The organism is Cohnella soli (genome assembly GCF_042655525.1).
In the GTDB taxonomy this organism is placed as follows: domain Bacteria; phylum Bacillota; class Bacilli; order Paenibacillales; family Paenibacillaceae; genus Cohnella; species Cohnella soli.
This window is the reverse complement of the sequence record NZ_JBHSMI010000029.1, coordinates 389,820-403,032: the sequence shown is the minus strand read 5'-3', so window position 1 is coordinate 403,032 and position 13,213 is coordinate 389,820. Positions and strand designations below refer to the sequence as shown.

11 protein-coding genes are annotated in these 13,213 nt (G+C 53.9%); 9 read left to right on the top strand and 2 right to left on the bottom strand.

All coding sequences use genetic code 11. The features are described from left to right. Positions 1–93: 93 nt before the first annotated feature. Positions 94–588: a hypothetical protein gene (locus ACFPOF_RS22175; RefSeq protein ID WP_378136708.1), complete on the bottom strand. Its 495-nt coding sequence runs from the start codon at positions 586–588 to the stop codon at positions 94–96. Positions 589–594: 6 nt separating this feature from the next. After that, positions 595–921, bottom strand: a complete 327-nt coding sequence (locus ACFPOF_RS22170; RefSeq protein WP_378136706.1) for a YtrH family sporulation protein — start codon at positions 919–921, stop codon at positions 595–597. 126 nt (positions 922–1,047) lie between these two features. On the opposite strand from ACFPOF_RS22170, the gene ACFPOF_RS22165 reads away from it, so the two are divergent. The 9 genes from ACFPOF_RS22165 (at position 1,048) to ppk1 (ending at position 13,194) form a co-directional block, all read left to right on the top strand. Further along, positions 1,048–4,728, top strand: a complete 3,681-nt coding sequence (locus tag ACFPOF_RS22165) for a DNA polymerase III subunit alpha (RefSeq protein ID WP_378136704.1) — start codon at positions 1,048–1,050, stop codon at positions 4,726–4,728. A 112-nt stretch (positions 4,729–4,840) separates the two neighbouring features. Then, complete coding sequence (locus ACFPOF_RS22160) at positions 4,841–5,575, top strand: alpha/beta hydrolase (RefSeq protein WP_378137119.1); 735 nt, start codon at positions 4,841–4,843, stop codon at positions 5,573–5,575. A 300-nt stretch (positions 5,576–5,875) separates the two neighbouring features. Continuing rightward, positions 5,876–6,064, top strand: a complete 189-nt coding sequence (locus ACFPOF_RS22155) for a glutamate decarboxylase (protein ID WP_378136702.1) — start codon at positions 5,876–5,878, stop codon at positions 6,062–6,064. A gap of 58 nt (positions 6,065–6,122) precedes the next feature. Continuing rightward, positions 6,123–6,989 carry an acetyl-CoA carboxylase, carboxyltransferase subunit beta gene (gene accD / locus ACFPOF_RS22150; RefSeq protein ID WP_378136700.1) on the top strand — a complete coding sequence of 289 codons (867 nt, stop codon included), beginning with the start codon at positions 6,123–6,125 and terminating at the stop codon, positions 6,987–6,989. Then, positions 6,979–7,950 (top strand): acetyl-CoA carboxylase carboxyltransferase subunit alpha, encoded by a 972-nt coding sequence (locus ACFPOF_RS22145; RefSeq protein ID WP_378136698.1) that lies wholly within the window; start codon positions 6,979–6,981, stop codon positions 7,948–7,950. Before accD ends, ACFPOF_RS22145 begins: the two co-directional genes overlap by 11 nt. 205 nt (positions 7,951–8,155) lie before the next feature. Then, positions 8,156–9,910 (top strand): pyruvate kinase, encoded by a 1,755-nt coding sequence (gene pyk, locus ACFPOF_RS22140; RefSeq protein WP_378136696.1) that lies wholly within the window; start codon positions 8,156–8,158, stop codon positions 9,908–9,910. 100 nt (positions 9,911–10,010) lie between these two features. After that, positions 10,011–10,511 (top strand): acyl-CoA thioesterase, encoded by a 501-nt coding sequence (locus tag ACFPOF_RS22135; protein ID WP_378136694.1) that lies wholly within the window; start codon positions 10,011–10,013, stop codon positions 10,509–10,511. 64 nt (positions 10,512–10,575) lie between these two features. After that, entirely contained in the window at positions 10,576–10,986 is a 411-nt protein-coding gene (locus ACFPOF_RS22130; RefSeq protein WP_378136692.1) for an FxsA family protein, read from the top strand. 108 nt (positions 10,987–11,094) lie between these two features. Next, positions 11,095–13,194, top strand: a complete 2,100-nt coding sequence (gene ppk1 / locus ACFPOF_RS22125; RefSeq protein ID WP_378136690.1) for a polyphosphate kinase 1 — start codon at positions 11,095–11,097, stop codon at positions 13,192–13,194. Positions 13,195–13,213: the final 19 nt, after the last annotated feature.

Below are 13,213 nucleotides of genomic sequence, written 5' to 3'. Positions count from 1 at the left end.
CTCCTTCTCGGACGGACGGATTGTCCGTAATCGCGACCATTATACCACAATTCGAGGTGGTTCGCCCGCAGGGAGCGGTTGTGGGAAAGCCCATCAAGTCGGCGGCACTTCCTCGGCGGATGCCCATACTTGCAGTACTCCGTCGACGAGCAGCATCGTGCGGATGACGACTTTATAATTTCTGTCCCCGCTTTCGTACACTTTGTTACCGAGCAGTTTGCGGGCGAATTCGGCGTGAGTGTTGATTTTGTAAATGCTGAGGCCGACGAAAATTTCGAGATCGCGCTTCAGCTTCTTTTTCAGCTCCGTCTGCGTCAAAATGTCGATGTCCGTCCCTACGCGGTCGTTTTGCTCCAAAATCGTCACGATTTGCCTCACGACGTTTTCTTTCCGCGTTTCCTTAGCCAGTTTCATATCGTTCTTCAATGTCTCGAGCTGATCGCGGAGTTCGTAATTGTCTCTGTACACGCGGTCGATTAGATCCAGCTTCATCGCATTGTAGACGGCGGCCCCGACGATCGCACCGCAGATGAAGAAGGCGGTCACTTGCATGAATTTTCGGAACTTCGCAAAAGAAGGCACCCTCACTAATCGTCACCCCCCGCTGCGGCACATCCACTGGACAAGCTCCGTCCCCAGGTGCGCGCCAAGGAAGGCGAACATAATATAGCCGACTTGATGCATCGCGGGAGCCAAATATCCTTCGGTCACGTTGGACTCGATGACGCGGATAGGGTCGATCGTACCGCCTACTGCGGCGACAATTGCCCATATTTTCAAGTTTTCTACCACTTGCATCATTTTGTCCTTGGGCGGCGTCAATAAGAAAACCGAGCCTAGCCCCGCCAGCAATGCCGCTCCCACGACGACGCCGAACGCGATGAAGAAGCCGAAAGCCGCTTTCGTCATGAACCCGTCCATGCGAATCCTCCTCCGAGGTTGTCCTCTCTATCATATGTATGGGACTCTCCCGCCTCCTTATGATACAATTGCAAGAAGAGGAACATATGTTTCATAAAAGCCTTCGGGATAGGGGGAGGGATAACGATGTGCGATTTCGTTCATTTGCACGTACATAGCGAATACAGTTTGCTGGACGGTGCGGCACGCATTAAGGAAATGGCGGCCAAGGCGGCGGAGCTCGGCATGAAATCGCTGGCCCTAACCGATCACGGCGTGATGTATGGGGCGATCCCGTTCTATAAAGCGTGTCTCGAGCACGGCATCAAGCCGATTATCGGCATGGAAGCGTACGTGACAGCCGGGTCGAGGCATGAAAGGCAATCTCGCAAGGAGCAGCCGATCTATCATTTGACGCTTCTGGCGCGCAATGCGACTGGTTATCGGAATTTGATGAAGCTGACTTCGATCGGCCATCTGGAAGGTTTCTATTATCGTCCTCGTATCGACTTCGAGGCGTTGGCGGAGCATGCGGAAGGACTTGTCTGTTTAAGCGGCTGCATGAGCAGCGAACTGAGCAGGAAGCTGGCAGAAGGCGATTATGAAGCGGCGAAAGCGACGGCGGTCCGTTATCGCGATTTGTTCGGCGAGCACTATTACCTTGAAATTCAAGATCATGGCATTCTCGAGCAGAAAGCAATAGCCGCAGGCGTTATGAAGCTGTCGGAGGAGCTAGGCATTCCGCTTGTTGCTACGAACGACTCTCATTACATTAACGAAGAGGACGCATCGTTACAAGACGTCCTGCTGTGCATCGGAACGGGCAAAACGGTCGACGACCCGGAACGGTTCAAAATAACGACAAGCGCGCTGTTCCTGAAAAGCGGCGAAGAGATGGCCGGCCTGTTCCGCCATGTGCCGGACGCGATCGCCAATACGCTGAAGATTGCCGATAGCTGCGAGCTCGAATTGGAGTTCGGGCGGCATATTTTGCCCGAATTTTCTCCGCTTCCGGAAGGACGAACGGCCGGCCGGTATTTGCGGGAACTGTGCAGCCTAGGGCTGCAGTCTCGATACGAGGCGCTGCCGGAATGGCGAGATGGCGATTATCGCGCGAAGGCGGAGGAGCGGCTCGCTTACGAGTTGCGCGTCATCGGGGAGATGGGCTTCGACGACTACTTCCTGATCGTCTGGGATTTTATCCGGTTCGCGCACGAGAACGGCATTATGACCGGACCGGGTCGCGGCTCGTCCGCGGGAAGCCTGGTCGCGTATACATTGCGTATTACAGACGTCGATCCGATCAAGCATAAGCTGCTGTTCGAACGGTTTTTGAATCCGGAGCGCGTGACAATGCCCGATATCGACATCGACTTCAGCGACGAAAGACGCGAGGAAGTGATTCGTTACGTTGTTACGAAATACGGGGCAGAGCATGTCGCGCAGATTATTACGTTCGGAACGCTGGCTGCGCGAGCGTCGGTCCGGGACGTCGGGCGTGTGCTGAACTTGCCATACGGCGACGTCGATAAGGTCGCCAAGTTGATACCACCGATGCCGGGAATGTCGATCGAACGTGCTATGAAGGAAAGCTCGGAGTTCAAGGCGATCGCGGACGGAAATTCGCCTAGCGCCGAGTTGATCGCGATGGCTCGTCGCGTCGAGGGGATGCCAAGACATGCGTCCACGCATGCGGCAGGCGTTGTCATTTCATCTGACCCACTGACCGATTATGTGCCGCTCCAGGAAGGCACGGACGGCATTCCGCTGACGCAATATTCGATGGAAAACCTTGAGTCAGTCGGTTTGCTCAAGATGGATTTCCTCGGTTTGCGCACGTTATCCATTATCGAGCGGACGCTTGCTTCGATCAAAGAGCAAACCGGGAGCGATTTCCACTGGGAAGACGTCAGCTATGAAGACGCCCCGACATTCGAACTACTTGGCCGCGGCGATACAACGGGGATTTTCCAGCTAGAGTCGACGGGCGTCCGCCGCGTGCTTAAGGAGATGAAGCCTGGCTCGTTCGAGGACATCATATCGGTTCTTGCCCTCTACCGTCCGGGACCGATGGAATTTATTCCACAATTCATTCGCGCGAAACATGGACAGGTCGCTGTCGAATATCCGCATCGCAACTTGGAGCGGATTCTCGGAGACACATACGGCATTATCGTCTACCAGGAGCAGATTATGCAAATTGCCTCGACGATGGCGGGTTTCTCTCTAGGCGAAGCCGATCTGCTGCGGCGTGCGGTCAGCAAAAAAAAGCGCGAAGTACTTGATGAGCAACGAGCTGCCTTCGTTCGGGGCAGTCTGAAACTCGGCTACGATGAGTCGGTCGCTCACAGCGTGTATGACCTCATCGTCCGCTTCGCGGATTACGGCTTCCCGCGCGCGCACGCCGCCGCTTATGCAGTTCTTGCATTCCAGACGGCGTATTTGAAGGCGCATTATCCGACCGCATTCATGGCTTCGATGCTGACGTCGGTCGTTGGCAATCAGCGCAAGACGGCGGAATATGTGGACGAGTGCCGTCGTCTCGGCATCGAGGTGCTGAAGCCGGATGTGAACGAAAGCGGCGTGTTATTTACGCCAGTTGCGCGTTCGGCCGATGGTGATAGCATCAAAGGAGCGATCCGTTTCGGATTGGCCGGGGTGAAGAACGTTGGTACGCAAGCGATCGAAAGCATTTTGCGCGAACGTAAGGATGGGCCGTTCGTCAGCTTGAGCGATTTTTGCAGACGGATCGATCCGCGAACATGCAACAAACGTGTCATCGAATCGCTCGTGCAGGCGGGAGCGCTCGAATCGTTGCCAGGGCACCGTGCGCAGCAGCTTGCAGCGCTTGAGCCGACCATTGTCGCGGCTGCCGGATGGCGTAAGGAACGGGAAGATTTGCAGATTGAACTGTTTGGTTTGGAAGAGGCACCGAATTGGGATGTCGAGCTTCCGAACATTCCACCGTACAATCAGACGCGAATGCTGGAGCTTGAACGGGAGTTGCTCGGCTTGTACTTATCCGGCCACCCGCTCGACGTTTACGACGAACGGTATGAAGAGCTCCGGTTGGATCGGCTCGTCGATATAGCGGAAGCGGCTGACGGGGCGACTGTGTTCACGGCGGGGATGATCGTCTCGCTTAAGCCATTTGTCACGAAGAAAGGCCAATCGATGGCGTTTCTAGAGATCGAGGATCGGATTATGGCGGCTGAACTGGTCGCTTTCCCGACAACGTGGGGGAAAGCATCGAGCATCGCCAAGAAGGGCGAACTCGTATGCATCAGAGCTAAAGTCCAGCAAGGCGACGAAGATTACAAGCTGCTGGCGGACGATATTATGATGCTGTCGGCGCCGGATTTAGCCCAACAGGTAGAGCGATTGCGAAGAATCGGACAAAGCGGCTCCAGGTATGGAAGCGGAAACGGCGGCTATTCTAATCGTCAAAGCGGAGTTTCCGCGCCGCAACTGAAACCGCAGGTGCGCGGCGGGACGTCCTTTACACCGTCGTTCCAAGGGCGTTCAACCCCGCCCATGGCTGCAGCAGCGCATTCTTCGACTCCGACTGAGACTCAGGCTCAGGCAAGTGCATCTGCACGTCCTCAGCGCGTCTACATTCGCATCGACGAGCCGCACGAGCTACCTTCGACGTTGATCCGACTCAAGCTATTGCTTAAGTCGCATCCGGGCGAGCTGCCGACGGTGCTGCGATACGAACGCGAACGCCGCACGGTCGCGCTAAGCAATGAATTCAAAGTCGATCCGACGCCTGCGTTGATCGCCGAGATGGAGAAGCTGCTCGGCCCTGGCAGCATCGTAGCGCAATAATACACGGGCGAGCATCACTTCGATCGTGAGAAACAAGCTTTGAAAGAGGCGGACGATCTGTTACATTTAATAAGTCTTTTCTCCACTTTTTCATTGATCGGAGCGTGCAATGATGGCTTTATTTCAATGTCAATTTTTTTCCGATGCGCTGCAAGTCCAGGTAAGCGTGAACGTCATTCTTCCACAGCCGATCAAGGGACCTGTACCGACGCTGACGTTGCTTCACGGTTTGTCGGACGACCACACAACATGGTGCCGGAATACGTCTATTGAGCGTTATGCGGCCAATAGGGGCCTAGCCGTCGTCATGCCGGCGGTCAATCGCAGCTTCTATGCCGATATGAAGGCGGGAAGCGCTTATTGGACATATGTGAGCGAAGAATTGCCGCGCATCGTTCGATCCTATTTCCCTTTGTCCGTGGAGCGCAAACATAACTTCGTTGCCGGGTTGTCGATGGGGGGGTACGGCGCGTTTAAGCTGGGTCTCTCTCATCCGGAACGTTACGCAGCTGCTGCGAGTTTGTCGGGTGCGCTGGATGTCCATCGTCTCGTCGTAGAGGAGTTCGGTGGAGATATCCGTCTTGCTTTAGGACAACCGGATGACGTCGCGGGATCCGGCAACGACTTGTTCGCGCTTGCCGAGCGGGTCGTCGCCAAGAAGCCGATTCCGCTGCTTTATCAGCGATGCGGCACCGAAGATTTCTTGTACGAGGACAACGTTCGTTTCCGTGATTATGCTCTGGAACTTGGACTGCCTCTGAATTACGGGGAAGGTCCCGGGGACCATAACTGGGCATATTGGGATGCCCGTATCGCTGAAGTAATTGATTGGTTGCCGTTGGAGTAGGGACGGGGGGCGTGCGGGCTGCTCCGAGCGGGAAGTCAGTCTGACTAACCCGAACTACAGCACACTGCAGTATGCGCCTCTTGCAGGCCATCAATAAACGTGCATCAACACGTAGAAATCATTAGCGCCAATCACCATGTTTTCCGCCATCCTCGCAACCGCTCGTCCCTGTTTGCATCGCTGTTTGGTTGCTAGTCTCACGCGATGTGTGCTATGATTTCTTTATTCTTTTCATGGTATTATTTTTACTATTAAACCGTCGCAACGAATGAACGATCTTGATATTGGGGGTACCGCATCATGTGGACGGTCATCTACATCGCGCCGACCGCTAAGATCGCCGAACGGATACAAAAGCGTCTTACCGACGAAGGTTTTCTCGTACAAGTTCGCCCCATCAACTTAACGAAACCGCAGTACGAAATATTGGTCCCATCTGGCGAAGTGCGGGAAGTGCAAGAGGTATTAGGAAGTGTTCTGCACCTGTAATCCAGTTCGATACCTATAGCTTGACGGTCGCCATTTAACGCTAGTGAGAGGTGTCGTTGTGTTTAAGGATTTATTCCAGAAGAAAAAGTACGCCGTCGTTCCTTCGGAACGGACGAAAAGGGATATCCCCGAAGGGCTCATGAACCGTTGCCCGAAATGCGGTACGATCCAGTTCAGCAAGGAACTGGAGAAGAATTTGAAAATTTGTTCTTCCTGCGGACATCATTTCCGCTTGAACGCCTGGGAGCGCATTGCGATGACGCTCGACGATGGGCGTCTTTTTGAGATCGATGAAAACTTGATTTCCGAGGATCCGCTCGAATTTCCGGGTTATGCTTCCAAGCTGGAACAGCAGAAGGCCAACTCCGGTCTGAATGACGCCATTGTCACCGGCGAAGGCGAGATCGGCGGGTTTCCGGTCGTCATCGGCGTTATGAGCTTCGACTTTTTCAGCGGCAGTATGGGGTCCGTAGTCGGAGAGAAAGTCGCGCGCGCAATCGAACGGGCCACCGAGAAGAAGGTGCCCTTCGTCTGTTTCTCCACTTCCGGCGGAGCCCGGATGCAGGAGAGTATTCTTAGTTTGATGCAGATGGCCAAGACGAGCGCGGCGCTGGCGAAGTTCGACCAGGAGGGCGGCTTGTTTATTTCAGTGTTCACGGATCCGACGCTTGGCGGCGTATCCGCCAGCTTTGCAAGCCTTGGAGATTATATTTTGGCCGAGCCCGGCGCGATCGTCGGCTTCGCCGGACGTATCGTTATCGAACAGACGATTCGCCAGAAGTTGCCCGACAATTTCCAGACGGCCGAATTTAACTTAAAGCATGGCCAATTGGATAAAGTCGTTCACCGCAAAGATATGAAAACAATGCTGACGAAGCTACTCGACATGCATGCAGGGAAAGGAGAGCCGGCAGATGTCCAGTGAACTTCCCTTTGAGAAGCCGCTCGCCGAACTCCGCAAGAAGATCGACGAACTGAAACATTTTGGAACCGAGAAGCAAATCGATTTTTCCGATGAAATCGGTCGTCTTGAGGAACGCTACAAGCAGTTGGAAGCCGAAGTGTACGGGAACATGAACGCGGCCCAGATTATGCACATGGCCCGCCATCATCAACGCCCGACAACTTTGGACTATATAAATCTCGTATTTTCGGATTTTATCGAATTGCACGGGGATCGCGTCTTCGCGGACGATTTAGCGATCGTCGGCGGATTGGCGAAGCTGAACGGCGTTCCGGTTACAGTTGTCGGCCACCAGCGCGGCAAAGATACGAAGGACAACATTCAGCGTTTTTTCGGCAGCCCCCACCCGGAAGGCTTCCGCAAAGCGCTGCGTTTCATGAGGCAAGCGAACAAGTTCGGCCGTCCGATTATTACGTTCATCGACACGAAGGGGGCGTATCCCGGAGATACGGCTGAAGAACGCAACCAATCGGAAGCGATCGCGCGCAATCTGCTCGAGATGGCGCAGTTCGGCGTGCCGATCATTTGTCTTGTAATTGGGGAAGGCGGCAGTGGCGGCGCTCTTGCGCTGGGTGTCGGAAACCGCGTCCTGATGCTTGAAAATGCGATTTATTCCGTTATTTCTCCGAACGGCGCTGCTTCGATTTTGTGGAAGGATGCTTCCAAGGCGGATCAGGCGGCAGAAGCGATGAAAATTACGGCGAAACATTTGCTGCAGTTCGGTGTTATCGAAGAGATTGTTCCCGAACCGCAAGGCGGCGCCCATCGCGATAAGGCGAAGCAAGCGGAAGCGATCAAGGAAACGTTATGGCGCCACTTGCAGGAATTAGTGAAGCTGACGCCAGACCAACTGAGGGAAGACCGGTACGAAAAGTTCCGCAAGGTTGGACGTTTCGGTACCGCAGGGCCAGAGCGTGTCTGAATACTCCGAGGGCAGCAGATTTCGCCGAATTTTCGTTCCATGCAAGGAACTTTTGTGAAGGCGTACCGGAGGTACGTTAAGCAAAAGTGACGAAGCAGGGGGCGAAAAGGCGGTGAAAGACGCCCCTGAGCGAGTATTCAGACACGCCTAGAATAGCCCAATATACAACGCGACCATGGATAGGTAAACGGAGGAAAAAGAAATTATGCGTAAAACAAAAATTGTCTGTACGATCGGCCCTTCCAGCGAATCGCTCGAGAACACGAAAAAGCTGATCTCGGCAGGCATGAATGTTGCCCGTCTCAACTTCTCTCACGGAGATTTCGAGGAGCATGGCAATCGGATTAAAGCGATTCGCCAAGCTTCGCAAGAATTGAACAAAACGGTGGCCATTCTGCTTGACACGAAAGGTCCCGAAATTCGTCTAGGCAAGCTGAAGGAAGAGCCGCTTGAGCTCGTCCAGGGCGAGTACATTACTCTGACGACGGAAGAAATTCTCGGCGACATCAATCGTGTTCCGGTTACTTACAAAGAATTGCCGAGCGACATTCATGTCGGTTCGACGATCCTTATTGACGATGGTTTGATCGGGCTTACGGTTGTTGACATTCAAGGTACGGAAATCAAATGCCAAATCGTCAACAGCGGCCAGATCAAAAGCAAAAAAGGCGTTAACGTTCCGGGCGTCGCGATCTCGATGCCGGGCTTGACGGAAAAAGATATCGGCGACATCAAATTCGGCATCGAGATCGGCGTCGACTTCATTGCTGCTTCATTCGTTCGCCGCGCAAGCGACGTGCTCGAAATTCGCGAGCTGCTCGAACGTCATGATGCCCGCCATATCCAAATCATTTCGAAAATCGAAAACCAACAAGGCGTAGACAACCTCGACGAAATTCTCGAAGTTTCCGACGGATTGATGGTTGCGCGCGGAGACCTCGGCGTTGAAATTCCGGCAGAGCAAGTACCGTTCGTTCAGAAGCTGATGATCGAGAAGTGTAACCGTGCCGGTAAGCCGGTCATAACTGCGACGCAAATGCTCGACTCCATGCAGCGCAATCCTCGCCCGACGCGTGCGGAAGCATCCGACGTCTTTAACGCGATTTTCGACGGCACCGACGCCATTATGTTGTCCGGAGAGACGGCTGCGGGCAAATATCCGACTGAATCGGTAGAGACGATGGCTCGTATCGCAGTGCAAGCGGAATCCGCGCTGCACTATCGCGAGATTTTCACGAAGCAGGCGAATGCGCAGCAAACGTCCGTTACAGAAGCAATCAGCCAAGCGGTTGCGAATTCTGCGCTGGACCTCGACGCGAAAGCGATCGTAACGTCTACGGAGAGTGGATATACGGCTCGTATGGTGTCCAAGTATAAGCCAAAAGCACCGATTATCGCCGTTACCCCGGAAGAGCAAGTGCTTCGTCGTCTGCAGCTCGTATGGGGCGTCATTCCGGTGAAGGGCGTGTCTGCATCAACGACGGACGAAATGTTCGAGATCGCCGTCAAGGGCGCTTTGGAGTCCGGTTTCGTCCATCTTGGCGACACGATCGTCATTACGGCTGGCGTTCCGGTTGGCCGTTCCGGTACGACGAACTTGATCAAGATCCACAACGTCGGCGAATTGATCGCCAAAGGCCAAGGCATTGGCTCGCAAAGCGCGACCGGTAAAGTTGTCATTGCCAACTCGCCGGAAGAAGCGAACCGTAAAATGGTTCAGGGAGCCATCCTCGTTGCTCCTTCCACGGACAAGGAATACATGCCTGCTTTCGAGAAAGCAGCGGCTGTTATTACCGAGTGCGGCGGAATTACATGCCATGCGGCTGTCGTCGGCTTGAATCTGGGCATTCCGGTCGTCGTAGGTGTCGACAAAGCCGTTTCCTTAATGGAGGACGGCATGGAAGTGACGATTTACGCAGAGCACGGTGTCATCTATTCCGGCCAAGCGAAAGTGATGTAAGGTTTGGACAACATCAATCGAATTCCCCGCAGCATTCGCTGCGGGGGATTTTTATATCAACCCCTTTTCCGTAAAGAAATGCCAAAGGAGGGATCAGAATATGGGGAAATGGTTTCTGCATCCGTTGCGTGTTCGATATGAAGAAACGGATCGGATGGGCGTCGTCTACCATGCCAATTATTTGACATGGTTCGAGATCGGCAGAACGGAATGGGTCAGACATGCGGGCATCAGTTATCGGGAGATGGAAGAGCGAGGGCTGCTGCTTCCTGTGACCGACGTGGAAGCTTCTTTTAAGCAACCAGCCGCTTACGACGATTGGATTACGGTGTTCACACGGGTGTCCGAGATGAAGGGAGCGCGAGTCCGGTTTGAGTCCCGCATTGTCGAAGGGGATCAGACCGAGACATATGGACCATGTTATGAAGGCGATGAGCCGCTCGGTACTTTGCTTGTGACAGGCGGGACGCGCCATGTCTGGGTGAACGGGAGCTGGAAGCCCGTCCGTCTGTCTCGGGAAGCTCCGGATTGGTATGATAAGCTTGTTCGGTTAGCCGGTCTGACGTCGGAGTCCGCTGAATCGTCCGAGTTGCCCGAATAGATCGGAATGCGGAAACGAAAAAGGGCAGCTTCGCGTAGACCTTTGTATAAGGGGGAATCGTCGAATGCAGATCAGAAGAAAATGGATGGCGCCGATCTTAATCGCGATCGTGCTTGAATTATGGGGAATGTATATGGTTGGTCGTTGGATCGGAGGCTGGGCGACTTTTGCGATCGTATTGCTGTCTGCCTTTCTCGGGACGCGCCTTATTCGTACGGAAGGCAAGCGCGTACTGGCGCAGGCACAACAGCAAATGCAAGCGGGAGAGCCGCCAGGCCATACGCTTCTCGATGGGGTGTGCGTGCTTGCCGGAGGCATTCTACTGATTATTCCGGGCTTCTTGTCGGATATCGTCGGATTAACGATGATCATACCGGCGACTCGGCCGTTGTATAGACTGTTTCTTTACCGCTGGCTGGAACGGCTATTCCGGAGCGGGAGATTAACTTTTCGTGGAGGGCCCTTCGGCTTTTGACGATTTTGAGCGATAAATAACGAAGAACTTGTTTGTTTTAACTTTCCGTTAAATTCTCGTTAACGTCTCGTTTACAATCGACCGACATAATGATAGAGATGGGAGGGAATGAACGTGTCTAGTGCCAAAAAGTACATCAATCGCGATTTAAGCTGGTTGGAGTTCAACCGTCGGGTGTTGGAAGAGGCTGTCGACCCAGGAACTCCTTTGCTCGAACGGTTTCAGTTTTTGTCGATCGTACAGAGCAATCTGGACGAGTTCATGAGCGTTCGCGTTGCCGGTCTGCAGGCGCAAAGCAAAGCAGGGTACACGAAGACGGATTTTACGGGCTACACGCCGCAAGGCTTGATCAAGCGACTCATGAAACGAACGGCAATGATGGTGAAGGAGCAATACCGCACTTATCGGGAATTGCTCAAACTTCTTGCCAAAGAAGGCGTTTCGCTCACGACGTTCCGGGATTTGCACGGAGATCAGAAAGATGCAATGACCGCTTATTTTAATGAAATCGTTTATCCGGTATTGACGCCGATGGCTGTCGACCAGAGCCGGCCTTTTCCGTTATTGCACAGCAAAGAGCTGTACTTGGCCGTTGTCCTGAAGCAAGAGGAGCGGCGGGGATCTGAGGAAGATGAAGAGTCGGTATGCGCAATCGTGCAGGTGCCGTCGATTCTGTCTCGCGCCGTTCCTGTGCCCGGGCGCAGAAACAGCCGCAAGCTTAGCTATTTGTTGCTTGAGGACCTGATCAAGGAGCATATCGGCTTGTTGTTCAGTGGGTTTCGCACGGAGGCCGTTCACGCCTTTCGAGTGACGCGCAATTCGGATTTGACGCCGAATGAAGAAGGCTCGGAGGATTTGCTGCAGGAAATCGAGAAGGAACTTCGCCGGCGCAGAAGAGGGTTGCCGGTTCGACTCGAAATCGAGAAAGGCATGCATGGGGACGCGCTGGAATTGCTCCGCGATGAACTTGAATTGGAATACGATACATCGGATGAGATTGATGGACCGCTCGACCTTGGCTTCTTGTCCAAGTTCGCCGGATCTTTGCCGAACTACGAACATTTGCGATATCCGAAGCAGGAACCCGTCTACCCGGTCGAATTCGAGGAAACCGACGACATTTTACCGGTTCTGCGGGAGAAAGATGTGTTTGTCTATCACCCTTACGAATCGTTTGAAGTCGTCAACGATTTCATTTTAGAGGCCGCTGACGATCCAAATGTACTCGCGATCAAGATGACGCTGTATAGAGTCAGCGTGAACTCAGTGCTCATTCAGGCGCTCGCACGGGCTGCGGAATCGGGCAAACAAGTAACCGTTGTCGTCGAGATCAAGGCGAGGTTCGACGAAGCGCGCAATATCGCGTGGGCCAGACAGCTTGAGAAAGCGGGATGCCACGTCGTGTATGGCCTTGTCGGCTTGAAGACGCATGCGAAAATAACGCTTGTCGTTCGCCGGGAAGCGGACACGCTAAGAAGATATGTGCACGTCGGGACAGGCAATTATAACGAGAATACGGCACGTCTGTATACGGACGCAGGCTTGTTCACGAGCCATCCGGACATCGGGGCGGATGCGACTGCATTGTTTAACGAGATGACCGGGTATTCCGCGCCGCGGTTATGGTCCGCCTTTGCGGTGGCTCCGGTCAGCCTTAGGCCGCGGCTGTTCGAACTGATCGATGCGGAAATCGAACATGCAAAAGCTGGGCGTCCGGCGCGTGTCATCGCCAAGATGAACTCATTGTCGAACCAGTCGATGATCGACAAGCTGTATGAAGCTTCCCAGGCAGGGGTCAAGATTGAACTCATTGTCCGCGGCGTGTGCTGCTTGCGTCCAGGCGTGCCGGGATTAAGCGAGAACATTCGGGTCATTAGCATAGTGGACCGGTACTTGGAGCACGCGAGAATTCTCGCGGTCGCCGGCGGCGGAGACGAGCAGGTGTACATATCCAGTGCGGATTGGATGACGAGGAATTTGAGCCGCCGGGTTGAATTGATGTGCCCTGTATACGATCCGGGAATTCGGCTTATGCTGATGAATTTGCTTCAAATGAACTTGCGGGATAATCAGAAGGCGAGAGAACTGTCTTCCACGGGATCTTATGCGAAGGTAACGAGCGCCGAAGAGCCGCTGCGCAGCCAATTCCTTGCGGGAGATATCCCTCTCTGGAAATCGGCAGGCGCAGTGCTGGCATCGAGGAAATAAGTGAGGAGAAGGCGAACGG